Source organism: Oscillospiraceae bacterium, from assembly GCA_034925865.1.
Classification (GTDB): Bacteria; Bacillota; Clostridia; order Oscillospirales; family SIG627; genus SIG704.
Map to the genome: position 1 here is coordinate 1 of JAYFRN010000024.1, position 25,313 is coordinate 25,313.

Below are 25,313 nucleotides of genomic sequence, written 5' to 3' on the forward strand. Positions count from 1 at the left end.
GCTGTATTTATACATCTCGTCGCCCCCAAGTGCAAGCTTTTTAACATGTTTCGGCCATTTTCCTTGCACTTATTATACCATAATTCTTGCGATTTGTCTTGCCTTGCTGTATATTTTCTTTTGTTCAGCGGGCATTAAGTAGCAATTGCTCTGCATAAACTGTGAAAACCGGCGTCCGTTTGGGCGCCGGTTTTCTGCATGCTATGAATTCTTTATTTATTCTCTATATGGCTCAATGTAAGCTCGACTATGCTTTCTATATCAACAATATCAACACCGAAAATCGTCGTTTTAAGCTTTCCGCCTATCGGCTTTGTCCATACATCCGGAATCGCGTCGCATCCCTTAAGCATACCTAATATCGACCCTGCAGTGGCGCCGTTGCAGTCAGTGTCAAAGCCTTGCTGAACTGCCAAACACACTGTTTTACCGTAATCGCCTCCGCCGTATAAAAGCGATGAAACCACGATTTCTGCATTTGATATCGTATGACACCAGTCATGCATTTTATAATTGTCATATCGATTTGCAATATCCGTAAATCTTTCGTCGACGCTCATGCCGTTTTCATATGCGCACAATATCTCATTTAATCGAGCGTATAACCTGGATGTCGATGGAATCTGAGACAAACCACACCGTATAACATCCTTAATGTCATCATATACAGCCGCGCCGGCAATTGAAGCCGCCACGAACATCTCGCCATAAATACCGTTTTTAACATGAGATATACTGGCGTCGCGCCAAGCCATATCAGAGGCGTTCTGCGGATCTCCCGGATTAATATAACCGAAATAATCTCCTCTTATCTGCGCTCCTATCCATTCGCGGCATGGATTCTTATAAGATGCGGAATCAGGCGGCATATAGCCGTTTATAAAATTTCGGAAAGCAATGCGTTCCGCCGTACAATATGAATTTCTTGATTGACGTTCGATCCAAAATGCCGCCACATCACGCGGTGAAAAGCTACGTCCCTTTGATTTGATTAGCTCCGAGGCAAGAACGGTATAATTTGTATCATCATCGACAGGAGCCACGTTTATATTGTCGTAAAAGCAATTCGGACGGTTTTTAAAGCCATGTCTTTCATATTCTTCTGGTGAAATATCAGTGGATTTTACGTATCTTTGCATAGGATAATTTCCGGATCTCTTCAGCATTGATATGAGTTCGTCTGTTTTAAAGCCCTCAACGCATTTTCCGGCGAGACAGCCGCATATACGTCCAAGCCATGCTCCTTTAATTTTTCTTCGTAAATCCGTTTTATCGGCAACAGAGGGAATTTGAGATAAGTCTCGGGCACACAGCAAACGAATTTTTTCGAGAGAAGACGGTTCATTGTATAAAAATTCGTCTGAAACGGGAGCCTGTTGTGTTAAGGAAAAAATGATATTTGATAATGCGGCCTTTTCTTTGGACGGATTCATGGCGGATACAGCTTTCATGAGATCAGCGTATTTCAATATGTCTCTGCCCTCTTCAAGACACTGAGTGTATTCTATATCGAGAAGCTCCTGATACGATTCCCACTCGGAAAGCGAACTGAAATCCGGTATAAAATCACGTTCAGTACAATGCTCCTCGCGGTTTTTACCATATATTATAGTATCAATAGTTATATTGAAACGTTTTGCTATGGCTTTCATTTTTTCAATATCGGGCAGAGAAGCGCCTGATTCCCATTTCTGCACAGCCTGGCGAGAAACGCCGAAGGTTTCGGCGAATTGATCCTGCGTCATGTTAGCTGATTTTCTAAGCGATGAAAATATAGATTCGGATGTCATATATCCTCCAGCATTAATTTATTAACATTGTATTTTAATTACCAATTAAATAGAGATAAGGCCCTGGTGTATTGGCTCTCCTTTTTTATAAAACATGGTTATATAAATACCATTTTAATAATAGTATGATCATTATAGCCTTGACAATATCATAAATCAACCAACCAGAGGATGCTGATACGCAACCGCAGGTTGCATATACCGGAGGATGGGAATCATTTAGCTTTATTTAACGATATTACAAAAATACCTGAGGTTAATCCGACAGATATCAAACTGCTTGAAGAATCGGTCGCCTCATAAAGATAAACGGTTACACCAAACAGTTTTTGGTCGGTGAGCTTCTGTTCGCTTGTAAAGCCCTTGGATTTGATTTTTTCAACGTAGGCTTTGGCGTCATCAAGGCTTACACCTGTGTATGTGGCGGTAAATTCTGCACTCGAAGTATTAGCGGCGGTAAGAGTGCCGAAATCGGGTTTCGGAAGCAACTTTGTGAGGTTGTTGGACGGCCATGCGCCACCGATTTGGCTGATCGAGCCATCGCCATTTTTTTCAGTCCATGATCCATCGGCATTCTGTGTGGCTTCATCACCGTTTTCGCTTATGAAAACGGTGGATCCATTGCTGTTGAATATAACATTGACCCCTTCTTTTTTGCCTTCATCAATGATTTTTTGCTTATCATTGTCAGAAAGAGAAGAAAGCTTTGTTGCTATGCTGCCTGCGAATACCGATTTGAAATCAACCTCGCCATTTGCGGTATCAAATATTGATACGCATTGTGATACAGAGCCGGTGCTTTGCGCGGCAGTGCTTTTTTTGCCGAAAATACCGCCAATATCTCCGATCTTGTCAAGAATTCCACAGGATACCATGGAAAGAGAAACAGCCGCAGCAAAAAACAAACAAATGATTTTTTTCATGAGTATATCCCCTTAACAGAATAGTATGAATTCTAAGATCGGCGCATGCATCAAGCCCTGATAAGTTTATTTTACCATAAACAAGAAGAAAAATCAGCATAATATAAAAAATATTTATGTATTTGCAGACAATTTTAATATTTAATGTGAAGTTTTTTGAAAAGGCGAAAAGAGCTGCTTTCTGGGCTTTCTTACTTCATATAACGAGAAACGAATTATTTCCGCTATTTTAATTTACTATATGCATCAGCTATATGTTTCCAGATATATGAATTGGCTCCTTACCGCTCATTCTTTTACAGTAAGATATCGTTAACTCAAAAATATATATTATTCGGTTTATGATAAAAAAGGAAGAAGCTCGGCTGCGGGTTACCTTAAGTTACCAAACGCACGCTTCTTCTCACAATAATTGACAAATATATGAGCAAGTGTTAGAATATTGACAATTCAATCAAATATTTTACAGGGTATAATATGGAATTTCAGCAATTATTGAGCTATGTACGCCGTGCTGTACAGGATTATGATATGATCTCCGACGGTGATCGCATTCTCGTGGGAGTATCGGGTGGCAAGGATTCGCTTGCTCTTGTCAGAGCATTGCGTGCTTTATCGGATTTTTATCCTAAGAAATTCACGATCTGTGCCGCCACGATCGATATGGGATTTGAAAACACCGATTTTGAAGCCGTGAATAAATACTGTGCCGAAATCGGCGTCGAACACAGCATAATTAAAACTGAACTCGGAAAGCTTATTTTTGATGTGAGAAAAGAACATAACCCGTGTGCGTTATGCTCTAATATGAGACGCGGCGCGCTTGTCAACGCATGTAAAGCGTCCGGAGCGAATAAGCTGGCGCTTGGTCATCATATGGACGATATAGTCGACACGTTTTTATTGAATCTTTTATATATAGGTAAAATAGAGACATTCCAGCCGGTGACGTTTCTCGACCGCAGCGGAGTCACAGTAATCCGTCCTCTTATTTATGTACAGGAAAAAAAGCTCAATGGGTATATCAATAAATATTCTGTTCCTGTTATGAAAAGTCCCTGCCCGGCAGATAAAAAAACCTCACGCGAGGATGTAAAACGCGCTTTAAACCTGTTGTCAGAATCCGTTCCCGGAATGTCGTCAGTGAAAGTAAAAATATTCGGAGCGATTAAAAAATCCGGAATTAACGGATATCACGAATAATCTCAATAATATGATATAAATATTGTGTACAATGCTATTGACAGAAAGCAAAAAATCATATATTATATATGAGTACTTTATCAAGATAAAGCGATAAAGCAATGAATCAATGAAGTAATTTAGAAACGGATTATGATATATGTCTGATAATAATATAAACGCAAAAAGCAAGCTTCTTTTACTCCCCGACGGCATGAGAGATATTGTTTATGACGAAGCTTTGCTTTACGACGGAATAACAGGAGGGCTTTCCGCTCTGTATGAAAAAAGCGGATACAAAAGGATTATCACACCGTCAATCGAATATTATGATGCGTTCGGCGCGGCATGCCATATCGCAAGCGAAAGCATGTATAAATTCACCGAAAACAATGGAAATCTCGTTGTGCTGAGAGCCGACAACACGACACCGATAGCGCGTGTTGCCGCCACAAAACTTGCCTCGGCCGCCGAAATCAGTCCGCAGAGGCTGTGCTATTCTCAAAGCATCTTCCGCGCAAACTCTGATTATACCGGCCGACGCAGCGAAATGCTCCAAAGCGGCGTGGAGATAATCGGTGAAAGCGGAATGAAAGCCGACCTTTTATGCATTTCGACCGCGCTTGATGCTCTTGCTTCTCTCGGACTTGATTATAAGCTTGAAATAGGACATGTCGGATTGTATAACGCACTTGTCGAAAATCTTGCTCTTTCCGAAGAAGAAAAAAGAGTAATCAGAAAATATGTCGAAAGAAAAAATTTTGTTTCACTTAATTTTACAGCTGATGAAAAGCTGAAAAGCACGTATGAAATAATTAAGCGGATTCCGCTTTTGTTTGGCACGTCCGAAGTGTTCGAAGAGGCTGCCGCTGTTGCCGGAGATAATATAAAAGCTGTATCAGCGATTGATTATGCGAGAGACATGTACGATATTCTTTGTGCCGCAGGATATGCCGATAATATACTGCTTGATTTCGGAATCGTCCACGAGATAGATTATTACAGCGGAATTGTTTTCCGCGGATATGTCGAGGGCGCCGCGGAAGCGGTATTGCGCGGTGGCAGATATGACGGCTTTATAAAAAATTTCGACCGAGATCTGTGCGCTACCGGCTTTGCTGTAAATGTATGCCTTGTCGCGGATGCCATGAAAAAGCTAGGCAGAACGCCGAAATATGCGCCATGCGATGTGATATTACATTTTGACGCCTCTGGCTTTTTCGAAGCCAAAAAGCTTTTTGAAAAATTGACATCGGAGGGCAGACATCCGGAATATTCAAAATTTGACGATGTAAAATCGACAGCCGAATACGCATTGCTTAACGGAATACCAGATGTTGCCGTCATATCCGGGGGAAAGGTAAGTTATTTATGATAAGAGTCGCGCTTACAAAGGGACGTATAGAGGAACAGGCGGTTGATCTGTTTGAAAAGGCCGGTTATGACGTTTCACAGCTTCGTTCAAAGGGTCGCCGGCTGCTTTTTACACTCGGGGATGAGCATGTTGAGGTGGTTCTGGCGAAGGCGGCAGACGTGCTGACATATTTAGAGCACGGTGCGTGCGATGTGGGCATAGTCGGCGAAGACACGATAATGGAATATAACAAGCCTTTATATGAGTTGATGGATCTCGGCTTCGGAAAATGCCATTTTGCTCTGGCAGGTCTGAAGGGGCATAATTTCTATGAAGGATACGAGCATAAAAAAATAGCAACCAAATATCCCAATGTCGCGAAAGCGTATTTCGCAGAGAAGGGTATGAACGTTGAGATTGTTAAAATCGAAGGAAGTGTCGAACTTGCTCCTATTCTGAAGCTTTCCGACGCTATAGTCGATATAGTTGAAACTGGAAAAACGCTGAGAGAAAACGGACTCGAGGTATATGAAGAAATTGCGCCGGTTTCGGCACGGCTTGCGGTAAACACCGCGAGCATAAAGCTTAAAAAAGCGGAAATTGACTCTCTTGTCTCCCGTGTTTCCGCGGTTGTCGGAGAAAATAAATAAGTTAATTATTTGGAGTGATATTCAATGTTAAAGATATGCGGAAATGAAAATGAGCTTTTTGACAGGCTTGCTCTGCGCACCGCCGAATCTGATTCGGCTGTTTCATCTGTTTCAGAAATAATTGAAAACATAAGGCGCGGCGGAGACACGGCTCTGAGCGAATATTCGTTTAAATTCGACGGAATAAAGAGATCATCGCTGTTTCTTTCCGAAGAAGAAAAGGATGAAGCGCTTAATATGCTTCCGGAAGGATTTTACGGAGTATTGGAGAGGGCGGCTGAAAATATTAAATTTTTTCATGAAAAGCAAAAGCGGGTCGGCTTTTCCGAATTCAGGGACGGAAAGCTCATCGGACAGCGGATTCTTCCGCTCGGTCGTGTGGCGCTGTATGTGCCGGGCGGCACCGCGTCATATCCGTCAACCGTGCTGATGAATGCCATACCGGCTTCGGTCGCCGGAGTCCGCGATATAGTTATTGCGACCCCGCCGAAGGCTGTCGGAATAAACCCGGCTGTAATTGCCGCGGCAAAAATATGCGGAATTAAAGACATCCTCTGCGCTGGCGGAGCTCAGGCAATTGCCGCTCTTGCATACGGAACCGAAAGTGTAAAGCGTGTTGATAAAATTGTGGGTCCGGGAAACCTGTATGTCGCGACGGCAAAACGTCTTGTGTTCGGAACGGTGGATATCGATATGATAGCAGGTCCGAGCGAAGTGCTTGTGATCGCGGACGGTACAGCCGTTCCGGAATATGTCGCCGCCGATCTGTTGAGCCAGGCGGAGCATGATCCTATGGCGGCATCCGTTTTACTTACGGATTCCGAAAAGCTCGTAGAAGAGGTTTGCGCCGCATTGGAAGCACAGCTTGAGAAGCTTTCACGCCGCGATATTGCCGCACGTTCGATAAATTCCTATGGCTCAGCGCTCATATGTAAAAATATAACCGAGGCATGCCGGATATCCGATGCCGTCGCTCCTGAGCATCTGGAAATATGTACTGAAAATCCGTTTTCAGATTATGAAAACATTCATAACGCGGGTTCTGTTTTTCTTGGTCAATATTCACCCGAGCCGTTCGGTGATTACTGTGCCGGACCAAATCATGTGCTGCCGACAAACGGCACGGCGCGTTTTTCATCTCCACTCGGGGTGGACAGCTTCATAAAGCGACAGAGCTTTTTATACGCGTCAAAACAGGCGCTGACCGTTGCGCATGACGACATAGTCCGTTTCGCCGAATACGAGGGGCTCGGAGCTCACGCGAATGCCGTTAAAATCAGATTCGGAGGCTGATATGACACAATATATACCGGAAAATATCCGGAGCATGGAGGAATATAAACCAAATTCCGGAGTGTTCCGCATCAGGCTCGACGCAAACGAATCACCATTCCCGCTTTCTGGCGGGTTGAAAAAGAAAATAGAATCAGCAGTCGGCGGAATAATGTTCAACCGTTATCCGGATCCCGGTTCTGAAGCGTTGATATCGGCTTTTGCCGACAGATTCAATGTGGATAAATCGCTTGTCACCGCGGGCAACGGTTCGGATGAGCTTATTTCACTGGTGTTTCAGAGCTTTACAAAATATGACGATGCCGTATTGACGGCCATGCCGGATTTTTCAATGTATTCATTTTATCCCGAAGTACTGGGGCGCCGTGTGATCAGATACGAAAAAAAATACGACAGGATTGATTATGACGAGCTGTACGGACTGATCAGGCGTGAAAACATAAAGCTGATTATGTTCTCTAATCCCTGTAATCCGACCGGACAGCTTGAAAACGCCGGGGAAATTGCCGCTCTCGCGTCTGAATGCGGCTGTATTGTCGTATGCGATGAAGCATATATGGAATTTTCATCAAAAAACGAATCGCTTCTTGATCGTGTGAGCAAATTTGACAATCTCATAGTGCTTAAGACAATGTCAAAAGCATTCGGCATAGCATCACTCAGGGTCGGATTTGCCGTTACCAACAAGCTGTTTGCCGATACCTTGAAAAAGATAAAAAGCCCGTATAACGTCAATTCGCTTTCACAGGAAATCGCACGCATCATTCTCACCGACGGATACGGAGAGCTAAAAGCGGGATATATGGCTATTTCGAAAGAAAAGTTTTTATTGTCCTCAGAAATTGAAAAGCTCTGTCCCGCGCTTGACGCGAATCAATTGAAAACAGAGACAAACTTTGTTGTTATAGATACTCCTCGGGCGGCGAAAATATTTAACGGGCTTGCGGACGCGGGCATAGCCGTGCGGTATTTCGGAGGCGATTCGCCCAGATTAAGGATAACATGCGGCTCACCGGAAGAGAACAGAGAGCTTCTTTCGGCGCTGCGCAAAATCGGACTGAATAACAATGAAAGGACGGGATCAAAAAAATGATACAATCGTCTCCGGTAAGGCTTGAAAGAAACACGCGTGAAACGCGGATATCCGCCTCTCTCGGGATATCGGATTCCGGAAAAGGTAAATTTGAAGGCACATCCGGTATTGGATTCTTTGATCATATGCTCAATTCCTTCTGTGTTCATGGCGGATTCGAATTTATTGCGACGATAGAAGGAGACACGTTCGTCGATTGTCATCACACGGTGGAGGATACGGGAATAGTGCTTGGATCGCTTTTTGATATGCTTCTGGATGACAGATCCGGTATAGCTCGCTTTGGAAACGCGTTTGTGCCTATGGACGAAGCGCTCGCGTTTTGTGCCGCCGACATATCGGGAAGGCCGTTTCTCGTTTTTGATGACGGCGGTTATATAAAGGCTCATTCTGTCGGCGGTTACGATACGGAGATTTCTGAGGAATTCTTCCGCGCGTTTGCGTTCAACGCAAAGCTGACGCTGCATCTGCGTCTGCAATATGGCTCGAATGCGCATCATTGCATCGAAGCTTTATACAAAGCCGCCGCCCGCGCGATAAAACAAGCGTGTAATTTGGGTGCCGCCGGCATACTGTCAGCTAAGGGTGTTTTATGAAAACCATAGGTGTTATAGATTACGGAATGGGAAATCTCCACAGTGTGATAAACGCCTTGGAATTTATCGGCGTACCGGTATTCGTATCATCTGATAAGAATGAGCTGGAAAAGTCATCCGCATTAATTCTCCCGGGTGTCGGCGCGTTCGGTGACGCTTCAAAGATACTGTCAGATACGGGGCTTGACAGCTTCATCGTATCACAGGCGGAGAAAAAGCCCTTGCTTGGTATATGCCTCGGAATGCAGCTGTTGTTTGAATACAGCCAAGAATTCGGATATCACCGGGGGCTCGGGCTGATAAAAGGCGGCGTCATAAAGCTCGCCGCGAATGAAAAAAGCGTTGATTTCAGAATTCCGCACATGGGCTGGAACAAGCTCGTTATAACGCCAAACTCCGCTGGATGTCCGCTTTTACAAAATGTCGCGGACGGCTCATTTGTATATTTCGTGCATTCTTACAAAGCCTGTGCGGGCAAAGACAACCTTGTCGCCTATACGGAATACGGCGAAATTATATCCGCGGTTGTACAAAACAAAGCTGTATACGGTACTCAGTTTCACCCTGAAAAGAGTGAGGAAGTAGGGCTTGAGATACTGCGGAGCTTTTTCAAATCGGTATAAAATTTACGAAATTACATGTATGGGAAGATATAGAATGATAATATTACCGGCAATCGATATACTCGGCGGAGAATGCGTACGCCTATTAAAAGGAGAATACGGAACTGCGCACCGGGTGGCCATGGATATATTTTCGGCAGCGGATAACTTCGTATCACGCGGGGCTGAATATATTCATATGGTCGATCTGGACGGTGCGAAAAGCGGTAAACCGGAAAACAACGCAGTTATTATTGAAACGGCCCGGCGCAATAATGTGCCTGTGGAGGTGGGAGGCGGCATACGTGATTTTGATTCCGTACGTCTGTACGCCGAATCCGATGTAAATATAAAAAGAATAATTCTCGGCTCCGCCGCTCTCACCAATCCTGAATTTGTAAAACGCGCCGCGGGTATTTACGGAGACAGGATTGCCGTCGGAATCGACGCGAAAGACGGATATGTGAAAATTAACGGCTGGGCAAAGGAATCGACAACAGACTATATAACTCTTGCTCGGCTTATGGAACAGGCCGGAGTCGGCAATATCATATACACCGACATTAACCGTGACGGAACGCTGCTTGGTCCTGATTTGAACGGGCTTAAGGCTCTGTCCGAAGCGGTAAAAATAAAAATCACCGCCAGCGGAGGGATCCGCGACATATCCGATATTCTCGAATTGAAAAAACTCGGACTGTATGGCGCAATATGCGGAAAATCTCTTTACAGCGGTACGCTGTCGCTTGAAGAAGCTATAGCTATGTCAAAATAAGAAAACCCGGTTGCAGCAGCGGATGGCCGAATGAAAGGATAAACAATGCTTACCAAGAGAATTATTCCTTGCCTTGACGTAAAAGACGGCAGAGTAGTTAAGGGCGTCAATTTCGTGAATCTGCGCGACGCCGGAGATCCTGTTGAAACAGCGCGCTATTATAACACTCAGGGTGCAGACGAGCTTGTCTTTCTCGATATAACAGCCTCAAGCGATATGCGCAGAACGATTGTCAATGTGGTGGAGCGCACCGCACGCGAAATTTTTATGCCTCTGACCGTAGGAGGAGGAATCCGGACAGTAGACGATTTCAAGGAAATTCTACGAGCCGGAGCGGACAAGGTCGCAGTTAATTCGGCGGCCGTGCTCGACAAAGCGGTCATATCCCGTGCCGCTGACAAATTCGGAAGTCAATGCGTAGTCGCCGCAATAGACGCAAAGCGTGTCACGCTTCCCGGTGGAGAAACATCATACCGCGTTTTTATAAACGGCGGGCGAATCGAAACGGAGCTTGACGCCATAGAATGGGCTTGCGAGGTCGAAGCTCTCGGCGCAGGAGAAATACTTCTCACTTCCATGGATACAGATGGGACGAAGGACGGATTTGACATACCGCTGACCGCCATTATTTCGGAAAAGGTAAAAATTCCTGTAATAGCTTCCGGCGGCGGCGGTTCTTGCAGCCATTTTTATGACGTTTTTTTAAAGACGCGGGCTTCTGCCGCTCTCGCCGCGACTTTGTTTCACTACAGGGAGCTGACCATAGCCGAGGTTAAAAACTATTTGAATGAAAAGGGGGTTCCTGTAAGAATATGAATAAGAATACGAATGAAAATGAAAATAAAAATAAAAATGAAAATGAAGAATCAATTCCGGACGCATATATTGATAAAGGCGCCGGGCTTTCAAAGCTTTTCATTAAGTCAGAGCTTATACCGGCGATAATCCGCGAGCAAAGCACCGGTGATATTCTGATGCTCGCTTATATGAACGAAGAATCATTGAAAAAGACGCTTGAAACAGGAAAAACATGGTTTTACAGCCGCTCGCGTTCAAAGCTCTGGAACAAGGGCGAAACATCCGGACACTTTCAATATGTGCGTGAAATACGATATGACTGTGACTTCGATACGCTGCTTATCACAGTGAAGCAGATTGGCCCTGCGTGTCACACCGGTGAAAAAAGCTGCTTTTTCAACATACTATACAAATCGGAGGATGAAAATTTATGAAAGATACTCTCACATCGCTTTATTCCGTTGTTGAAAATAGGAAGACAAATCCCGAGGAAGGATCGTATACCTGCTATTTATTCGACAAAGGACTGGACAAAATACTTAAAAAGGTCGGGGAAGAAACGGCAGAAACGATTATTGCCGCAAAAAACGGCAGCAATGAGGAATTGAAAAACGAATTATGTGATCTTATATATCATCTCATGGTGCTTATGGTCGAACGCGGACTTCCGCTGACCGAAGTGCTCGGAGAGCTTGATGAACGAAGCGCGAAAATCGGCAATTTAAAAAAGATGAAAGCCGTTGATAAAAACACCTGAGTAACAATATTTAGTGAAGTAGCGGCAGAAAATTTAAACGAGATGGAATTGATCATTTTTATATCATTCATCCGTGTTTCTGCTTTCTGTACCTTTTATCATCTACACTTCAGCAGTCACTTTTAAATTTATTAAAAATATTCGTGATTACTCTGAAAATTTTCGCGAGAATTACAGCAAAAGAATTTTTGAAATAATTGAAATTACTATTGACAGAACTATGCAATCGTGCTATACTTAAATAAGTATTATAAAACAAAAAAGAGGAACCTTCGTTCTCACCTGTATCGGCGTCATGCCTGATAAGTATACGGGTAAATAATGCTTTTTATCCGATCTGATAATAGCAATTTATTGCAGTATCGGTCATAGGATAGCAAGTGTTTATTGCGGAGGATCTCCTCGCGCAATATTTTTTTATTTTTGGGGGTGTTTTAACATCGGCGCTAGAGATCACGCAATAAACGAACAAATCAAAACCGCTCAGGTTCGTCTTGTCGGACCGGAGGGTGAACAGCTCGGCATCGTTTCCGCAAAAGAGGCATTGAGGCAGGCATATGACAAAGGCTTTGACCTTGTCGAAATTGCTCCCACCGCAAAGCCGCCCGTATGCAAAATAATGGACTATGGAAAATTCTGCTTTGAAAGCGAGAAGAAAGAAAAAGAATCTCGCAAGAAGCAAATAATCGTAGACATAAAAGAAGTCAAGATGACCTGTCGCATCGGTCAGCATGACTTTGATACTAAAATTAACCATGCGAAACGATTCTTGGGCGACGGAGACAAGGTGAAATTTACCGTTGTGTTTTCCGGACGGGAAATGCACCACACGGATATCGGCTTTGATGTATTGAAAAACGTACAAGAGGCGTGTGCGGAATATGGCGCAGTTGAAAAACAGCCTTCGCTGGACGGGCGATATATGACCATGATAGTCGCACCGAAGCAAAAAGTATAATCAGCGTCAGCAAAGAGTTAAATATTTAAGGAGTATGAATCATATGGGCAAGATCAAATCGCATAAGGCAACAGCGAAAAGATTTACCGTAACTAAAAGCGGCAAAGTTAAACTGAGCCATCAGGGAAGACGCCATAAGCTTGGCAAAATGTCAACAAAACGCAAGAGAGCCCTCCGTAAGGCGGGATATATCAGCAGCACGAACGCGGCTACAATCAAAAAAATTATCCCGTACGCATAATATCGAATAACAGGAAGGTAATATAAAATGGCAAGAGTAAAAGGCGCGATGATGACGCGCAAAAGAAGAAATAAAACTTTAAAGCTCGCAAAAGGATATTGGGGCGCTAAGAGTAAACACTTTAAAATGGCCAAACAGGCCATAATGAAGAGCGGCAACTATGCATTTACCGGCAGAAAGCAGAAAAAGAGAGATTTCCGCGCTCTTTGGATCACGAGAATTTCCGCTCAGGCTAAAGTAAACGGAATGAATTATTCTACCCTGATGCATGGATTAAAGCTTGCCGGCATCGACCTCAACAGAAAGATGCTTGCCGAGCTCGCAGTTAACGACAAGGACACCTTCGCTGCTCTCTGCGTTAAATCAAAGGCGGCAAAGGCGTAATAAATTCTATTGCTTTAAAACAAAATATACATTATTAAACGGAGCCGCGAACAATCGCAGTGCTCCGTTTTTTCTTTTATTTTGATTTTACTATATGGGCCATTCGTAATGATTGCGTTGTGTAACAGATAAATATATTATTGACTTGGCAATAAAAATAATAACCGCATCAATAAGGATTACCGTTCTAATAATATAAAAAATATATATGAATTGGCAACAATGCCTTTACAAATAAAAAATATCATTATATAATATAAATTGTAGATGAAGTCAGTATTAAATCCAATATCGACTGTGAGAGAATATGGTAATCGAACGATATTGATTTTCGTGCCATCTTGTATGAAAATAAATGGGCAGCAGTCTAATATTCATACAAGCGACTTTACACTAACTCTAAATTTTAGAGCAGATAATAATACTTTTACAGTTCTTAAATCTTGTAAAAACGGAGGAAAACAATATTATTCAAAATAAGGATGAGAATAATATATGATGATAAATGAACTTAGGAATTATCGGAGGAGCGGACGGACCAACTGCAATTTTTATAACATCAGTATATAGCCGTCGCGTTTTGGCATTTATTGCAGCTGCTGTGGCAGCCATAATGACTATTATATTACTTATATCGATATCAATTAAAAAGCGTAAATAGATACAGATCTCTTCTTTTTTCTGACTTATTATTTACTCGGCAATAATAATGCCCGCATAAAGAAAAAGCTCTGGTAAATGGGATTTTCTTTCTGTTACTTTATATTTAACGAATAAAGCACGCCGGTCAAGCGTGCTTTATTCGTTTTCATACTTTATGCCATGGCTTTCTTAGGTTCCGGAATATCCGTCATATTTTGATTATCATGATTATCCTGAGTATCAAGCCGCTGTCTTGCGACAAGCTCCGCAAACTTACCGTTCTTTCGGATAAGGTCATCATATGTACCGTCTTCGGCAATCCGGCCTTTTTCCAGATAAATGATACGGTCACACTGCTTTATAGTAGAAAGCCGGTGAGCGATTACAATTCTTGTACATTTCAAGTTATTCAGCGACTCTGATACTTTCTTTTGAGTTAAATTATCAAGTGCCGATGTCGCCTCGTCAAACATCAGTATTTTTGGTTTTGGAGCAATCGCACGCGCAATCATCAGCCTCTGCCTTTGTCCGCCTGATATGCCGCCTGAGCCTTCTGAAATTATTGTGTTCATTCCCATAGGCATTCTGCGTATATCATCGGCAATGCCGGATAATTCCGCCGCTTTCCACGCTTCGTCCATTTTAAGCCATGGAGCGGAAATGGTAATGTTTGAATAGATATCGCCTGAAAAGAGCTTTCCGTTTTGCATAACAACGCCAACCATGCGTCGCAGCGATTTAAGATCAATAGAGTTTAGATCTTTACCGTCATAGTATACCGCTCCTTTTTGCGGTGTCTCAAAGCCAAGCATCAGGCGCATCAGCGTGGATTTGCCGCAGCCGGTCGCGCCTACGATTGCGACATACTGACCGGGACGAATCTTGAGTGAAAGATCATTGACAACAAGCGGCATATTTTCGCTGTAGCGGAAAGAAATATTACTCAGTTCAATACCGCCTGAAAGCTTTGTCACCACCTGCTTTCCTTCTGATACCTCAGGAACAGCGTCCATGATCGGCTTTGCCATTTCAATAATCGGCTTGAACTGCGCTGCCGTAAGCGCAATAGATGCGAGCGCGAGGAACGCTCCGGATATCATGCCGTAGGCAGTATTGAAAGCATAATAATCTGCAACCGATACATGGCTTTTAACTGCGGTGTAATACATTACAATGCTTCCTATAAGCGAAATAGCAGTGTTGATAACGCTGTTTATTTTAATGAATGTCGGCGGATTATATGAAAGCTGCGTTCCCTGCGCGTAGAGATTTCCCCATTTTGCAAAAGCTCTTTTTTCCGCACCGGAAAGCTTAATTTTTTGTACACCGGTAATAAGTGCATAACTCATGCCGCTTTCTTTTGCGTTGAGTTCCATCGACTTTTTACTGATTTTCATCTGTACAAATGCAGAAATTATGGAGAATACTACAGATATTAGAATAATTACGAGTGCCGGAACCACCAGAGCCGGAGCATATATAAAAATCTGCGATATATAGATAAGAGAGAATAAGGATGTAAGCCCTGTGGATAAAAATGTAGAGAACAACATATTGCATAATGTGTTTATATACTGTGCACGACGGGAAAGCTCGCCGGAACTGTAATTTTTGAAAAAGCCGGCGGGCAGTGACAGTATTCGTGCCATAACCGCCGCCTGTACCGAAATGTCCATTTTGGTGTTGATTCGCGTCATGAGAAGCGACTTGACTGAATTTATAAGCAAAGTGCTGAATGAAACACAAATCATAAAGGCGGTAATAGCAAAGAACAGTCTCATACTTCCGCTTCCGATTACATCAGAAAATATAAGGTTGTTCAGCTTTGGCGATAACAAACCGATAAGTATTATTGCAAGTGTTGCGAAACCGAACAGAACGAAATCTGAAATCGACAGCGTGTTGACAATATATTTCATCAGTACCGAAACATTTATCTTTTTTAATGGAAATGGTTTATAAAATGCTATTGCTTCGGATTCGAACAAATTCTCGTTTTTATGATTGATTTTAACTCGTTTGCCGCTGCCTGTTTCAAAAAAGCTGTAACCTGATAAGCCCGTCGGTATCAGCGCGACTACGCTTCTGTCAGATTTGAGTATTGCGAGCATCCCGCCTATTGCGTCCTTATACCAGCCATTTTCAAGATTTACCGTACGGCGCATTATGCCGTAAGGACGCATCAGATATTCAAGTTGATCATTCATATCCCGAATCGTATCGGGAATCTCATGTGTCTTGACATTATAATACTTCAAGATTTCGTCAATAGCGTTTTTTGTTATCTTGCAGTTATCACCAAGCGCCGCTGATATTTTTGTTCCCATGACTGCGTCGGCAATTCCGATAAAGGAATCAGAAAAAACACTGTTATCGTTTTCTTTTCTTTGCTTTATCTGTTCATTAAACCATCCCATGTATTATGTCCCCCTCACTCATTCGATACAAGCTGTGTATACATGCCGTTTTTCGCATATAATTCGTCATGTGTACCGCGCTCGATGACTTCGCCATGATCAAGTACAATTATTTCATCACAATCACGGATAGTTGAAAGCCGATGCGCAACCACAATGCATGTGATGCCTCTGTCCTTAATGGATTTTATAACTTCATATTCGGTTTTGGCATCAAGCGCCGATGTAGCCTCGTCTAGTATTATTATTGTAGGATCCTGCGCAAGAACGCGGGCGATTTCCATCCGCTGCCTCTGACCGCCGGAAAAATCCTTGCCCCCCTCGGTGATTTTATAATTATAGCCGCCGTCACGCTGCATGATATCCTCATGGAGCTGAGCATCCCGCGCGGCCATTATCATTTCAAAATCTTCGATAGAGTTATCCCACATTTTGATATTATTTGAAATTGTATCCTCGAAAAGGATGATATCCTGATCGACAACCGCCAGAGAACCGGTGAATACGCTTCTGTCAATTTCAGGTATGGATTTTCCGTCAAATAATATTTCGCCGCTCCACGGCTGATAAAGCCCTGAAATAAGCTTTGACAAAGTGGATTTGCCGCAGCCGGAAGAACCGACAAAAGCTACGCGGCTGCCGGGTTTTAGCACTAAGTTAAAATTTTCTATCAACGGTTTGTCAAACTTGGAATAACCAAAGGTTATATCCTTTATTTCAACCGCTCCGGAAAGCTTGTCATATTCCATGTTATCGTCAATCTCGTCATGACCATAGTTCACATCGGTCGGATATTCCATTACATCCTCGACGCGTTCCATTTCCGTACGCATTTCCTGAAGCTTCTGTCCTGAAGAAATTAGAGTGGTTGCCGGGGAAGTAAAAGACGACAAAAACCCCTGAAATGCCATAATCATACCAACTGTAAACTGACCTTTAATCGTCAGCAACACGCCGATCATAAGAATTGCAGTGTTTGTCAGTGAAGAAACAAGACTCGGAAGCATCCCGAGATATTGATTCAACTTTGCAAATTTGACTTTTTGCGTATTAACACTGGCCTGATATCCTGACCATTTTTCAAAAAAACCGTTTTCCGCGCCGCTGGCTTTTATTGTTTCGATCATTTCTATCCCCGCGACAGTCGCACCGGCAAGCTTTCCGGAATCTCGCATCTGTACACGGGTAAGATTGACACGTTTTTGCGAAATCATGCGAGAGATAAACAAATTCAAAAGAACTGATACCACTCCCACAATTGTCATAACATAGCTGTATCGTATCATTACGACCAGATAAAATACCATCATGAGTGAATTAAGCGCCAACGGAGCAAAAATATTTACCAGATTATTTGCGACAGACGCATTTGTTTCTTTACGCGATTGGATATCGCCTGCCATACGCTGTGAGAAAAACGCCATAGGCATACGCAGAATTTTCCACATAAAACTCGTATTGCCGATCACGGCCAGTTTACCGTTGATCCGAAGCGAATATACGGTCTGTACCCACGAAACTACAATTTGTATGAGAGATAATGCCGATAAGCCTATGATAAATGGTATAAACCAGTCGGGATTCCGTCCTGTCAGAAGACGGTCAAGAAATATACGGGAAAACACAGGTTGAATAATGCCGATTAACGAAGTGACAGCGGTGGTCAGCACCACAAAGATAATAGCCGCGCTTGCGCCCTTCAGGCGGGTCTTTGCATAAGCGAGCATACTTTTTGGTGTACCGCTCGGTTCAAAGCTTTCATCCGGTTCAAATATAAGACAGATTCCGGTAAAGGACTTATCAAAGGCTTCCATTGAAACGCTGTAATTGCCTTTTGCGGGATCATTCAGATAAGCCTTGTCTCCCCTGAAGCCGTCAAGCACCACAAAGTGATTAAAATTCCAATGAATAATGCACGGAAATTTACCTTTGCTTTTTAAATCATCAGGTTCATAACGGTATCCGTTTGCCGTAAGTCCATAATTTCTTGCTGCTTTCAGAATATTTTTTGCGTTAGAGCCATCACGTGATACGCCGCAATCAGCACGAACCTGTTCCAGAGGAATCCATTTACTATAATAAGCGAGTATCATTGCGAGGGATGCCGCACCGCATTCCAATGCTTCCATCTGCATTACTACCGGAACCTTGGCAACACCCTTCGAAATGGGATGTCTGATTTTTGCTTTTTTCTCCATACCGCACCTCAATTCATTATAAATGAGATCGGTGAAACGCTGTCAATTATTATTTCTGCTTTGTAAATTCCGTCGGGAAGCGCGGTTGAAAACGATGCTTCATATACCCATTCGCCGATCTGAAGGTCTCCGATATGTAAGGCGTATGATTCAAAATCGCTGTTTACAGAAACGGGAGAGGAGGGAAGAGCGGTAAATGTATATTCCTGATCATTTATTCTAATAATTTGTCCTTCTGTCAAGGATGTCATATCCGATTCTTTGATATAAACCGTGACGTTTCTATCCTGTGCGATCGCCGCCGCCGTGAGTTTAGTATCGAGACGTCCGTAAATACCCCATATACAAACACCTGCAAGTAAAATAATCACGGCCGCAAGTATCATCCAAACGCTGGGATTTGATACTCTCACATAATCATTTAATTGCTCCGGAGAGGACACCCTATCCATACTTTTTTTTCTGAATATCTGATTTTCCATATTGACCGTCCTAAATGTTTTTTTTAATGGTCAGAATGTTTTGACCGTTTTTATATTCGTAGGATATCTCATCCATGCTCTTTTTTACCATATAAATTCCGAGGCCGCCGATCTCGCGGTCTTCCGCCGAGAGTGAAACATCCGGATCGGCTTTTATAAGCGGATCATATGGTATGCCATTATCTATAAATGTGATCAGAACGGAAAGCGGGTTTTCGATTACTTCAACACGTACAGTCGCGGGACCTATATCGGGATTATAGGCGTATTGAGCAATGTTTCCGAAAAGCTCATCTATAGCTATGTCAATCTGCATTTGAGCTTTTAGAGGGCAATCAAAGGTTTCGAGATTCTCGTCTACAAAAGCTGTAACCTGTGCGATATTATCAACGGTTGCGTCGATAGTAAGTTCTTTCATATGCTTTGCTCCATATCCTGCATTTTTGTATTGTATCTGATGCATAACATAGTAATATCGTCAAACTGCGGAGCATCTCCGACAAATTTATCAACATCTGCTTTTATTATTTTACAGAGAGCCTCCGCGGTCTCGTCTTTGTGAGAATTCAAAGTTTTTAAAAGCCTTTCCTCGCCATATAGTTGATTTTCTGCATTAGTTGCTTCCGTTACACCGTCTGTATATAAAAATATCTGATCATCCTCGTTTAATTGCAGCTCATTTTTATGATATTTTGTTCCTTCCATTCCCGCCAGGACAAAGCTTCCGCGGGTTTTCAGATATTCAAAGCTGCCGTTCTTATGACGAACAAGCGGCGGGTTGTGTCCGGCGTTCGCGTAGCTGACGAGTCCGGTTTTCAAATCAAGAAAACCCATCCATGCTGTAACAAACATTCCAGCATCATTGTTTTCACAGAGCTTTTCATTTGTATGAGTAAAAACTTCGTTTACATCCATGCCTGTTTCGGCAAGGCTTTTGATAAGTGTTTTCGAGGTCATCATAAACATAGCCGCCGGAATCCCTTTTCCCGATACATCCGCAATAAGAAAAGCCAATCGGTCTTTGCCAAGCATATAGAAATCATAAAAATCTCCGCCGACTTCCTTTGCCGTGATCATCTCTGCAAAAATGTCAAAATCCGTTCTGTCCGGATAAGGCGGAAATACATTCGGTAACGCTGAATATTGAATAGCTTTCGCAAACTCCAGTTCCTTGTCGATCCGAGCCGCCGCCTCTGTAATATACCGTTTGAGTGTGACAACCGTTGAGTTGATATCATCCGACAGCGATGAAAATTCTTCATTGGTTCGTACATTTACCGATACATTGAGATTACCGTCGGTGATTTCAGCCAGACTTTTGTTTATTTTTTGAATGTTTTCTATAACAAGTATTTTTATCAGAAAATAAATCATGACAAACACGGCGGCAAAGACAATAATTTCCATGAATACCGTCACATACACCGATATATCGCGGGAGAAGTTAGCTTCGTTCTGCGGTATTGCGGCTATGATATAATAACCTTCGGATACAACATACATACAATAACACGTTTCACCGTGAACCTTCGCGGTAAAACATTCACCCTGTGCCATGGTATCAGTATCAATTAGTATTCCGGTTGATATAAGCTCCTGATCTTCGTATCCTTGTCGATCACTTACAACAATGTTACTTTCATTTGCTATGATGATACAACCCTCTGACCCGACATGTCTGTTTCTGGTGGTGCCAATGACTTGTGTGTCAATATCTGTATGAAAGCTTTCGGCGTCATATCCGACTTGTACGAACCCTCCGCCGTCCAACAATACACCTGCATATTTCCGTGAGATTCTTTTATCGTAAGAAATCGGCCGATAACTCTGTACATATTCGGTCGTGTCTTTTAACAGTACGAGAAAATCATCGGATTGTTCTCCGCTTGCCATATCATAATTGATAAATTTACTGTTTGTGCTTGCGATTATAATACCGCTTTCATTAATAATATTAATCTCGGCAATATTATACTTATTTGCCAGCTCAGTTAAATAATCACTGTTGATATTTTTATTTACTTGTATTTCTTTCGCAACTGTATGTGTGAGAGCCAAAAGGTTTTCATCTGATGCATCCGAAATCTCTGCTTTCACATCTTTTATATTTAAAGCAAGCAATTTCTCTGTGTCGTTTTGGGAGAATTGCGTTTGAAGAACAATAGTAAAGATGCTGGTAACGCAAAAAGCAACGGCAACACACACGAGCAGCCACCGTTGAAAAGTCTGCGAAATTTTCTTCTGTTCATGTGTGATACGGATCTTTTCTTTGCCTATTATTGATACTGCCAGTACCGCAAGCATGACGGCAATACCGTTTAAGGTAATCATCGGCAGGGAACAGAGCTTTACAAAGATAAACGCAGTATGCACATCCGACATATTGGTAATAAAAATCATCAACATATGCAGAATTTCAGTCACTGTGCCGATGGCAAGACCATAGTACCACATCGGTTTTTTGTCGTCAAACATGTATTTACGGAGTGTCGCGCCGATAAACCCGGCCAGGACGGTTGATATCGAACAAGCGAGCCTTGTATAAATCCCCGCGCCCCACAGCACCGCAAACCACCGTTCAACGCCCCCGATGATACCTGCGAGAATTCCCGCGGGCGCGCCGAATATTAGCCCTGCGGAAAGCACAGCCGCATCACGGACATTTACTGTCGCGCCGTTGACGGATACTCCGAATTCGGTTCCGCATACGGCAACTATACCAAACACTGATCCTATGATTAACTGCTTTATCCAGAAATTCAATTTTTTGAAATTTGTCTTTTTTTCCAGGAAATAAATTGTAATTGAAACAATAATCGGTACTATCGCCGTAAATGACAATTTAATAAAAGTTTCCGCCATGTCAATCTCCATTAGCTGCTTTGCGTTTGATCCATAAAGATATGAAAAGGTATGCTTCGCGAAGGGCAGAATAACCTTTTCTTGTATGAAAATTTCTTTCGGGATATTATTTCGAAATTTGCACAAGCTTAAAAACAAATATCATTAAGCTATCCATGTAAATAATCTATTCTATTGTCAGAATATCGCCAAAGCCCGTAATTTCAAAAACTTCCGAAATAGTATCATTTACATTACGAATCACCATTTTACCCTGTTTGTTCATGACTTTTTGAGCGGCAAGCAATACACGTAATCCGGCGGATGAAAGGTATTCCAGGTTTTTAAAATCAAGAATAAGACAGTCCACACCGTCGATGCTTTTTTTGAATTCCGCTTCAAGCTGAGGAGAGGTGGTTGTGTCCAATCTGCCTGTCAGAGCAACAATCATTTCACTTCCGTTTATGTTCTTTTCGATAGTCATTCTTTTTCTCCTGAAATATAGTAGTTATTTCTTTAGTAATAAGGCTGTTTTATTTTCAATCTTGTTCATCATTTAAATTAAAATATGGACAAGACGTATAAACGGAACAAACATTTGTTCCGTTTTCAGAAGGCTGTTATTAAAACGGCAATTAAATAAGTCTTGTTTTACAAGAGAGAAAAGCTCATATACCAGAGTCTTTTCTCTCTTTAAGCGGTAATTATTTAATTGCCGAGTTAATAAATTAATCACTGGCATAAGCTACCATCAATTATAGCGTTGAAATTAATCTTCATCCTGAGCGTTATCTGCATAACTGACTTGACTGAAGTAACCTTTTGCGCAGGAAAACACATAGCTGTATGCTTTTTTTAAAAACCCGGCATTGCGGGATTGCTCGTCATTGATTATTAAATTTGGGCATTTGCCAAAATTTTTACAGCAATGGAAATAATTAAAGCTTTTCGGACATGTGTCAAGTATCGTAATATTCCAAAGTCCACCCGAAACATCCGAAAGCTCATCATCATTAACTGCATTGGCTTCGATAACCGGAGCCGGCTTTTTTGATACGGCCTTTTTCTCTTTATCCATTATGTATCACATTCTCTCTATGTGAAGATTTTACTCGTCACCTTCAGGTACATTAGTCATATATTTCAATTTTGCGAAACAACCTTTGGTGCAGGTAAAGCAATAAGTGTATTGATTTAATTCAGACAATGATTTGCTTTCAACAATAAGCTTTGGACATTGCCCCCAAATATTCGCAAAGCATTTGTCAGCAACAAATGCATTCTCACATGTATCCCAAATGGTTATGTTCCATAAACCTCCGGATACATTTTCCAGTTCACTTTCGTTTATTTCTTTACCTGGGTTATCTGGAGTCTGGCTATTCTTTGTTTCTTTTTTATCTTTCGTTTTTTCAGCTGCCATTTCATATCTCCTTTAAATAATATGTTTACACATCATATACTTCGAAAAATTCAAGCTTTGTAAAGATGCCTTTAGAACAAGTAACAACATATTCATATCCTAAGCTGGGGTAAGACGGATAACGAGGTTTTTTATCCTCGACAATTAATCTCGGACATCTTCCGAATGGAGACATCATGCAAGAAGTGAATTTAAATTCCCATGGGCATTCATCAATAAGTGTTATGCCGAAAAGGCCGCCGGATACATCCTCCAGTTCATTGTCTTTCAATTCCGAACTTGATTTTTGCTGATCTGAGTTTTCTACTTTCTTAGTATCTTTGTTCTGCTGCTCTGAATTTTCCTCTTTCTTTGCCTCTGACATTGTTTTCCCTCCCGTTAATTTGTTTACATTATATGTATTATTGCTTGTGTATATAAAAACACAGACAGCTATATAGCGCAAATATTCCTATAAGTTATAAAAACAATATTTGATTTTTGCCGTTTTGTTTTGCTTTATTAAGTGCCTTATCAGCACCGGCCAAAAGATTTTCCCAATGAGATCCTTTTTCCGGAACATAACCGGCAGCACCGATGCTGACCGTCAGCTTTTTAAATGGAGAATACGAATTTTCAATATTCAATTCTGATATATTGTTTTGAATGCTTTTTGTTATAACAATAACTTCTTCAATATCGGTATTAGGTAAAACCACGATAAATTCATCTCCGCCATAACGCGCAACCATATCATTTGGTCTGTACAACGAATTACCGAGTGCTTTAGAAACAGATGAAAGGCATTTATCGCCGATACCATGACCATAATTATCATTGATTTCTTTAAAATAATCTATATCAATCATGATAAAAGCGATCGGTTTTTGATCCTGAATTGCACTGTACCATTCCCGATTGCATGTATCATTAAAAAAGCGGCGGTTAGGCAAGCCGGTCAATTCATCCAAATAGGACAGCCTCTCCAACTTTTGGTTTAATACTTTTATCTTATCAAGCGCCGCCGCCGCATCGCGCAGTTCTCCTAATTCGGTTACATCACTGAACAACACCGTAACGCCAATGGGTTGAACTTCATTATCAATTTGAACTTTTAGAAACGATGTCGTCATAAACAGAGATTTATTTTGTTCGCCCGTGTAATAAGTACAAATTTTATGATGGCTCATCGAAGCGTCATATACCGCATCGAGTATGAGTTGAATAAAGTCATCGTTTTCCGGGTATACGAAAAAAACCTCGGATATTTTTTTACCCAAAATTTCATCTTTTTTCTTATTAAGAATTATTTCTGCAGCAGGATTGATCGTAGTTATAAACCCGGAATTGTCAATAGTAAGAACACCGTCATGCATATTTTCAATCACATGCTGGAATACAAGCGAACTATTAATTATTCTGTTTATTAGCATAATAATTACCTATTCTACATTTTGTGACATTTTATCCGAACATTATGTAAAGTACTTCTTATTAAGTATATATTACACATTTTGATAACCGCGGACTTGAGACCAACAGCCTAAATCACAACATATTTTGTAATGATTTTCATCCGGGGTGCAATCTGTTATTTGTCTATGAGGGCATAATGTCCATTCACACAAAACCATATTATATTCTCTTGGGCAATTAAAGATCGTAGTCCATCCACCGGCAATCCCCTCAAGATCGTTATCGTCCAATTTTCCGGTTTTGTTTATTTTGGAGTTTTCTTTAAGTTCACATATCACTTCAACCGGAAGCTCAATTTCTTTTTCTTTCAGTAGTTCCGTAAACTTTTCTAAAGATTCGGCGTTATGTAACTTTGCAGCCCATTCCTCGTCCTTACCGGCCTCGTTTATGCGTTGTTTTAATTCCATTGGCAGTTTCATGTTGTCCTCCCCAAATATTCTATTATTATTTATTTTCACA

27 protein-coding genes are annotated in these 25,313 nt (G+C 41.9%); 14 read left to right on the top strand and 13 right to left on the bottom strand.

The annotated features are described in order from the left end of the window. Positions 1-212: 212 nt before the first annotated feature. Together VB118_08765 and VB118_08770 are read right to left on the bottom strand one after the other, a co-directional pair. The gene (locus VB118_08765) at positions 213-1,790 is read right to left on the bottom strand and encodes an ADP-ribosylglycohydrolase family protein (protein MEA4832693.1); all 1,578 of its coding nucleotides are present in this window, start codon (positions 1,788-1,790) and stop codon (positions 213-215) included. 215 nt (positions 1,791-2,005) lie between these two features. After that, positions 2,006-2,713, bottom strand: a complete 708-nt coding sequence (locus VB118_08770) for a DUF6591 domain-containing protein (GenBank protein ID MEA4832694.1) — start codon at positions 2,711-2,713, stop codon at positions 2,006-2,008. A 477-nt stretch (positions 2,714-3,190) separates the two neighbouring features. On the opposite strand from VB118_08770, the gene VB118_08775 reads away from it, so the two are divergent. From VB118_08775 to rplT, 14 genes are all read left to right on the top strand, one after another. Then, positions 3,191-3,916, top strand: coding sequence for an ATP-binding protein (locus VB118_08775; GenBank protein MEA4832695.1), 726 nt, complete (start codon positions 3,191-3,193; stop codon positions 3,914-3,916). 139 nt (positions 3,917-4,055) lie between these two features. Further along, entirely contained in the window at positions 4,056-5,270 is a 1,215-nt protein-coding gene (gene hisZ / locus VB118_08780) for an ATP phosphoribosyltransferase regulatory subunit (GenBank protein MEA4832696.1), read from the top strand. Further along, the gene (hisG, locus tag VB118_08785; GenBank protein ID MEA4832697.1) at positions 5,267-5,899 is read left to right on the top strand and encodes an ATP phosphoribosyltransferase; all 633 of its coding nucleotides are present in this window, start codon (positions 5,267-5,269) and stop codon (positions 5,897-5,899) included. Before hisZ ends, hisG begins: the two co-directional genes overlap by 4 nt. Before the next feature lie 24 nt (positions 5,900-5,923). Continuing rightward, the gene (gene hisD / locus VB118_08790; protein MEA4832698.1) at positions 5,924-7,192 is read left to right on the top strand and encodes a histidinol dehydrogenase; all 1,269 of its coding nucleotides are present in this window, start codon (positions 5,924-5,926) and stop codon (positions 7,190-7,192) included. Between the two features lies 1 nt (position 7,193). Beyond that, positions 7,194-8,285, top strand: a complete 1,092-nt coding sequence (locus tag VB118_08795) for a histidinol-phosphate transaminase (protein ID MEA4832699.1) — start codon at positions 7,194-7,196, stop codon at positions 8,283-8,285. Beyond that, a complete protein-coding gene (gene hisB / locus VB118_08800) occupies positions 8,282-8,881 on the top strand; it encodes an imidazoleglycerol-phosphate dehydratase HisB (GenBank protein ID MEA4832700.1) in 600 nt (199 codons plus the stop codon). The genes VB118_08795 and hisB overlap by 4 nt, the downstream gene beginning before the upstream one ends. Next, the gene (hisH, locus tag VB118_08805; GenBank protein ID MEA4832701.1) at positions 8,878-9,504 is read left to right on the top strand and encodes an imidazole glycerol phosphate synthase subunit HisH; all 627 of its coding nucleotides are present in this window, start codon (positions 8,878-8,880) and stop codon (positions 9,502-9,504) included. The genes hisB and hisH overlap by 4 nt, the downstream gene beginning before the upstream one ends. 34 nt (positions 9,505-9,538) lie before the next feature. Then, positions 9,539-10,258, top strand: a complete 720-nt coding sequence (gene hisA / locus VB118_08810; protein MEA4832702.1) for a 1-(5-phosphoribosyl)-5-[(5-phosphoribosylamino)methylideneamino]imidazole-4-carboxamide isomerase — start codon at positions 9,539-9,541, stop codon at positions 10,256-10,258. Positions 10,259-10,303: 45 nt separating this feature from the next. After that, positions 10,304-11,074, top strand: coding sequence for an imidazole glycerol phosphate synthase subunit HisF (hisF, locus tag VB118_08815; GenBank protein ID MEA4832703.1), 771 nt, complete (start codon positions 10,304-10,306; stop codon positions 11,072-11,074). Beyond that, a complete protein-coding gene (gene hisI / locus VB118_08820) occupies positions 11,071-11,490 on the top strand; it encodes a phosphoribosyl-AMP cyclohydrolase (protein MEA4832704.1) in 420 nt (139 codons plus the stop codon). Before hisF ends, hisI begins: the two co-directional genes overlap by 4 nt. Continuing rightward, positions 11,487-11,813 carry a phosphoribosyl-ATP diphosphatase gene (gene hisE / locus VB118_08825; protein MEA4832705.1) on the top strand — a complete coding sequence of 109 codons (327 nt, stop codon included), beginning with the start codon at positions 11,487-11,489 and terminating at the stop codon, positions 11,811-11,813. The genes hisI and hisE overlap by 4 nt, the downstream gene beginning before the upstream one ends. 460 nt (positions 11,814-12,273) lie before the next feature. Beyond that, positions 12,274-12,771, top strand: coding sequence for a translation initiation factor IF-3 (infC, locus tag VB118_08830; GenBank protein MEA4832706.1), 498 nt, complete (start codon positions 12,274-12,276; stop codon positions 12,769-12,771). A 43-nt stretch (positions 12,772-12,814) separates the two neighbouring features. After that, positions 12,815-13,012: a 50S ribosomal protein L35 gene (gene rpmI, locus VB118_08835; protein ID MEA4832707.1), complete on the top strand. Its 198-nt coding sequence runs from the start codon at positions 12,815-12,817 to the stop codon at positions 13,010-13,012. Between the two features lie 27 nt (positions 13,013-13,039). Continuing rightward, positions 13,040-13,396 (top strand): 50S ribosomal protein L20, encoded by a 357-nt coding sequence (gene rplT, locus VB118_08840; protein ID MEA4832708.1) that lies wholly within the window; start codon positions 13,040-13,042, stop codon positions 13,394-13,396. Positions 13,397-14,211: 815 nt separating this feature from the next. Here the strand turns inward: rplT and VB118_08845 are convergent. The 11 genes from VB118_08845 to VB118_08895 all read right to left on the bottom strand — a co-directional run bounded on the left by VB118_08845 (position 14,212) and on the right by VB118_08895 (position 25,273). Continuing rightward, a complete protein-coding gene (locus tag VB118_08845) occupies positions 14,212-16,455 on the bottom strand; it encodes an NHLP bacteriocin export ABC transporter permease/ATPase subunit (protein ID MEA4832709.1) in 2,244 nt (747 codons plus the stop codon). Positions 16,456-16,469: 14 nt separating this feature from the next. Then, positions 16,470-18,653: an NHLP family bacteriocin export ABC transporter peptidase/permease/ATPase subunit gene (locus VB118_08850; GenBank protein ID MEA4832710.1), complete on the bottom strand. Its 2,184-nt coding sequence runs from the start codon at positions 18,651-18,653 to the stop codon at positions 16,470-16,472. Positions 18,654-18,661: 8 nt separating this feature from the next. Further along, positions 18,662-19,135 (bottom strand): hypothetical protein, encoded by a 474-nt coding sequence (locus VB118_08855; GenBank protein MEA4832711.1) that lies wholly within the window; start codon positions 19,133-19,135, stop codon positions 18,662-18,664. Positions 19,136-19,145: 10 nt separating this feature from the next. Beyond that, positions 19,146-19,553, bottom strand: coding sequence for an ATP-binding protein (locus VB118_08860; GenBank protein ID MEA4832712.1), 408 nt, complete (start codon positions 19,551-19,553; stop codon positions 19,146-19,148). Next, on the bottom strand, positions 19,550-22,009 hold the full coding sequence (locus VB118_08865) for a SpoIIE family protein phosphatase (protein ID MEA4832713.1): 2,460 nt from the start codon (positions 22,007-22,009) through the stop codon (positions 19,550-19,552). The genes VB118_08860 and VB118_08865 overlap by 4 nt, the downstream gene beginning before the upstream one ends. A gap of 154 nt (positions 22,010-22,163) precedes the next feature. Beyond that, a complete protein-coding gene (locus tag VB118_08870) occupies positions 22,164-22,460 on the bottom strand; it encodes an STAS domain-containing protein (protein ID MEA4832714.1) in 297 nt (98 codons plus the stop codon). A 285-nt stretch (positions 22,461-22,745) separates the two neighbouring features. Continuing rightward, complete coding sequence (locus VB118_08875; protein MEA4832715.1) at positions 22,746-23,054, bottom strand: hypothetical protein; 309 nt, start codon at positions 23,052-23,054, stop codon at positions 22,746-22,748. Between the two features lie 30 nt (positions 23,055-23,084). Continuing rightward, positions 23,085-23,399 (bottom strand): hypothetical protein, encoded by a 315-nt coding sequence (locus VB118_08880; protein MEA4832716.1) that lies wholly within the window; start codon positions 23,397-23,399, stop codon positions 23,085-23,087. Between the two features lie 25 nt (positions 23,400-23,424). Beyond that, entirely contained in the window at positions 23,425-23,763 is a 339-nt protein-coding gene (locus VB118_08885; protein ID MEA4832717.1) for a hypothetical protein, read from the bottom strand. A gap of 94 nt (positions 23,764-23,857) precedes the next feature. Next, positions 23,858-24,811 carry a diguanylate cyclase gene (locus VB118_08890; protein ID MEA4832718.1) on the bottom strand — a complete coding sequence of 318 codons (954 nt, stop codon included), beginning with the start codon at positions 24,809-24,811 and terminating at the stop codon, positions 23,858-23,860. Between the two features lie 72 nt (positions 24,812-24,883). Further along, positions 24,884-25,273 (bottom strand): hypothetical protein, encoded by a 390-nt coding sequence (locus tag VB118_08895; GenBank protein MEA4832719.1) that lies wholly within the window; start codon positions 25,271-25,273, stop codon positions 24,884-24,886. Positions 25,274-25,313 lie beyond the last annotated feature (40 nt).

Coding starts and splice junctions, on each gene's coding strand:
- VB118_08765 (MEA4832693.1), bottom strand. CDS start 1,790: ATGACATCCGAATCTATATTTTCATCGCTTAGAAAATCAGCTAACATG.
- VB118_08770 (MEA4832694.1), bottom strand. CDS start 2,713: ATGAAAAAAATCATTTGTTTGTTTTTTGCTGCGGCTGTTTCTCTTTCC.
- VB118_08775 (MEA4832695.1), top strand. CDS start 3,191: ATGGAATTTCAGCAATTATTGAGCTATGTACGCCGTGCTGTACAGGAT.
- hisZ (MEA4832696.1), top strand. CDS start 4,056: ATGTCTGATAATAATATAAACGCAAAAAGCAAGCTTCTTTTACTCCCC.
- hisG (MEA4832697.1), top strand. CDS start 5,267: ATGATAAGAGTCGCGCTTACAAAGGGACGTATAGAGGAACAGGCGGTT.
- hisD (MEA4832698.1), top strand. CDS start 5,924: ATGTTAAAGATATGCGGAAATGAAAATGAGCTTTTTGACAGGCTTGCT.
- VB118_08795 (MEA4832699.1), top strand. CDS start 7,194: ATGACACAATATATACCGGAAAATATCCGGAGCATGGAGGAATATAAA.
- hisB (MEA4832700.1), top strand. CDS start 8,282: ATGATACAATCGTCTCCGGTAAGGCTTGAAAGAAACACGCGTGAAACG.
- hisH (MEA4832701.1), top strand. CDS start 8,878: ATGAAAACCATAGGTGTTATAGATTACGGAATGGGAAATCTCCACAGT.
- hisA (MEA4832702.1), top strand. CDS start 9,539: ATGATAATATTACCGGCAATCGATATACTCGGCGGAGAATGCGTACGC.
- hisF (MEA4832703.1), top strand. CDS start 10,304: ATGCTTACCAAGAGAATTATTCCTTGCCTTGACGTAAAAGACGGCAGA.
- hisI (MEA4832704.1), top strand. CDS start 11,071: ATGAATAAGAATACGAATGAAAATGAAAATAAAAATAAAAATGAAAAT.
- hisE (MEA4832705.1), top strand. CDS start 11,487: ATGAAAGATACTCTCACATCGCTTTATTCCGTTGTTGAAAATAGGAAG.
- rpmI (MEA4832707.1), top strand. CDS start 12,815: ATGGGCAAGATCAAATCGCATAAGGCAACAGCGAAAAGATTTACCGTA.
- rplT (MEA4832708.1), top strand. CDS start 13,040: ATGGCAAGAGTAAAAGGCGCGATGATGACGCGCAAAAGAAGAAATAAA.
- VB118_08845 (MEA4832709.1), bottom strand. CDS start 16,455: ATGGGATGGTTTAATGAACAGATAAAGCAAAGAAAAGAAAACGATAAC.
- VB118_08850 (MEA4832710.1), bottom strand. CDS start 18,653: ATGGAGAAAAAAGCAAAAATCAGACATCCCATTTCGAAGGGTGTTGCC.
- VB118_08855 (MEA4832711.1), bottom strand. CDS start 19,135: ATGGAAAATCAGATATTCAGAAAAAAAAGTATGGATAGGGTGTCCTCT.
- VB118_08860 (MEA4832712.1), bottom strand. CDS start 19,553: ATGAAAGAACTTACTATCGACGCAACCGTTGATAATATCGCACAGGTT.
- VB118_08865 (MEA4832713.1), bottom strand. CDS start 22,009: ATGGAGATTGACATGGCGGAAACTTTTATTAAATTGTCATTTACGGCG.
- VB118_08870 (MEA4832714.1), bottom strand. CDS start 22,460: ATGACTATCGAAAAGAACATAAACGGAAGTGAAATGATTGTTGCTCTG.
- VB118_08875 (MEA4832715.1), bottom strand. CDS start 23,054: ATGGATAAAGAGAAAAAGGCCGTATCAAAAAAGCCGGCTCCGGTTATC.
- VB118_08880 (MEA4832716.1), bottom strand. CDS start 23,399: ATGGCAGCTGAAAAAACGAAAGATAAAAAAGAAACAAAGAATAGCCAG.
- VB118_08885 (MEA4832717.1), bottom strand. CDS start 23,763: ATGTCAGAGGCAAAGAAAGAGGAAAATTCAGAGCAGCAGAACAAAGAT.
- VB118_08890 (MEA4832718.1), bottom strand. CDS start 24,811: ATGCTAATAAACAGAATAATTAATAGTTCGCTTGTATTCCAGCATGTG.
- VB118_08895 (MEA4832719.1), bottom strand. CDS start 25,273: ATGAAACTGCCAATGGAATTAAAACAACGCATAAACGAGGCCGGTAAG.